The sequence below is a fragment of the Nonomuraea sp. NPDC049784 genome (assembly GCF_040659615.1).
Classification (GTDB): domain Bacteria; phylum Actinomycetota; class Actinomycetes; order Streptosporangiales; family Streptosporangiaceae; genus Nonomuraea.
Genome location: NZ_JBFAMX010001194.1, coordinates 1 through 1,438, shown reverse-complemented (window position 1 = coordinate 1,438; position 1,438 = coordinate 1). Strand labels below are relative to the sequence as shown.

The following is a 1,438-nucleotide window of genomic DNA, read 5'->3' as shown; positions in this document are numbered from 1 at the left end:
GGGCAGCCCGGGATCGCCGGGCAGGTCGTCCTGGTCGTAGAGCGGCGCGACCGTCACCCCGTCATAGGTGGGGCTGGACAGCGCCTCCTCGGGCGAGCCCGTCTCGATCCCCGATTTACGCAGGACCTCGACCGCCAGCGCCCGCCAGCCGTCTCTGGAGATGGACGCGAAACCCGCTGCCAGTTCCATGGTCGGATACTAGGCGGAGCTCCGGGAACACGGTAACCCCGGGTCCACCTCAGGCGGCGGGGGCCTCCCACGCCAGCCGCCACGTCGCCGGGCCCACGATCCCGTCGTCCGCGACGCCCTGCTGGCGCTGGAACCTGCGGCACACATCGCGCGACTCCGCGCCGTACGCCCCGTCCACGGTCAGGGCCCAGCCGCGCCTCTTCATCCGCGCCTGCCACGTGCGCACGTCATCGCCCTGCGTCACCGGCGGATACGTGAGCAGCCGCCCGGGGAACGGCGGCGCGACCGGCGTGGTCCTCCCGGGACGGGGCGCGCCCCGCCGGATCCACTCGTAGAGCGGGTCGCCGGGGCAGTCGGTCGAGTATCCGTCTCGGTGCCCCTTGATCTCCTTGCCCGCGTTGCCCTCGTCGCGCACGTGCTGGACGGCGTCGAGGATCGCGTGCAGCACCCCGTCGGGCGGGCGGACGAGCCCCGAGTTGCCGACCAGCCCGAGCACGGCGTAGTGGCCCGTGTTGAGACCTGGGCCGTTCGCGGCGGGTAAGTGATGCAGGCCGCGCCCCTCGAACACCTTCTTGTGCGGACAGGCCACGAACGAGTAGCCGATATCGATCCAGCCGTTGCCGTCCATATGGAACGCCTGGATGGAGCGCACGAGCGCGACGCACCCGGTGTGGTCGGAGACGATGCCGGGATCGACTCTGCCGCCCGTGTAGTGGACTTTCACTCCGTTGGTGGAGTCGAGCTGGGTGTAGTCGCCACGCGGCGCGCGAGCGTTCCAGTCGCGCCGTAACACCAGGTCGATGGCCATGGTGAGCTCCGAGGGTCGCTGTCGAGACCACCGAGCGTAACGCGGGGGACGCGGACCGGTCCCGAAGATGGGAGATTTTGGCCTACGGCCGGATCACCCGCTTGTCCGTCACGATCGCGGTGATGAGATCGTGCGGTGTCACGTCGAAGGCGGGGTTCAACGCCCGAGTTCCCTCAGGCGCCACGCGTACACCTCTGACGGCCACGACCTCGTCCGCTCCCCTGTCCTCGATCTCGATGTGCTCGCCGGAGGGGGTGTTCTGGTCGATCGTGGACTCGGGCGCGACCACCACGAACGGCACCCCGGCACGCTCCGCGCCGAGCGCGAGCGCGTACGAGCCGATCTTGTTGGCGGGTCGAGCAGCGCGGGGTCGTCGCAGCGGATGTACGCGCTCGCGGTGCCCACCCGGATGAGGCCGTAGCACCGTCCACGCCGGTCACC

2 protein-coding genes and 1 pseudogene are annotated in these 1,438 nt (G+C 70.4%); all 3 read right to left on the bottom strand.

Translation table 11 applies throughout. The annotated features are described in order from the left end of the window. Window positions 1–189, bottom strand: a pseudogene (locus tag AB0J09_RS64660) (methylmalonyl-CoA mutase); the annotation flags it as partial. Between the two features lie 49 nt (window positions 190–238). After that, a complete protein-coding gene (locus tag AB0J09_RS64655; RefSeq protein WP_360714401.1) occupies window positions 239–997 on the bottom strand; it encodes an N-acetylmuramoyl-L-alanine amidase in 759 nt (252 codons plus the stop codon). Window positions 998–1,079: 82 nt separating this feature from the next. Further along, complete coding sequence (locus AB0J09_RS64650) at window positions 1,080–1,421, bottom strand: hypothetical protein (RefSeq protein WP_360714399.1); 342 nt, start codon at window positions 1,419–1,421, stop codon at window positions 1,080–1,082. Window positions 1,422–1,438: the final 17 nt, after the last annotated feature.

Excerpts from the sequence above, each read along its gene's own strand:
- AB0J09_RS64655 (WP_360714401.1), bottom strand. The coding sequence starts at position 997 with ATGGCCATCGACCTGGTGTTACGGCGCGACTGGAACGCTCGCGCGCCG.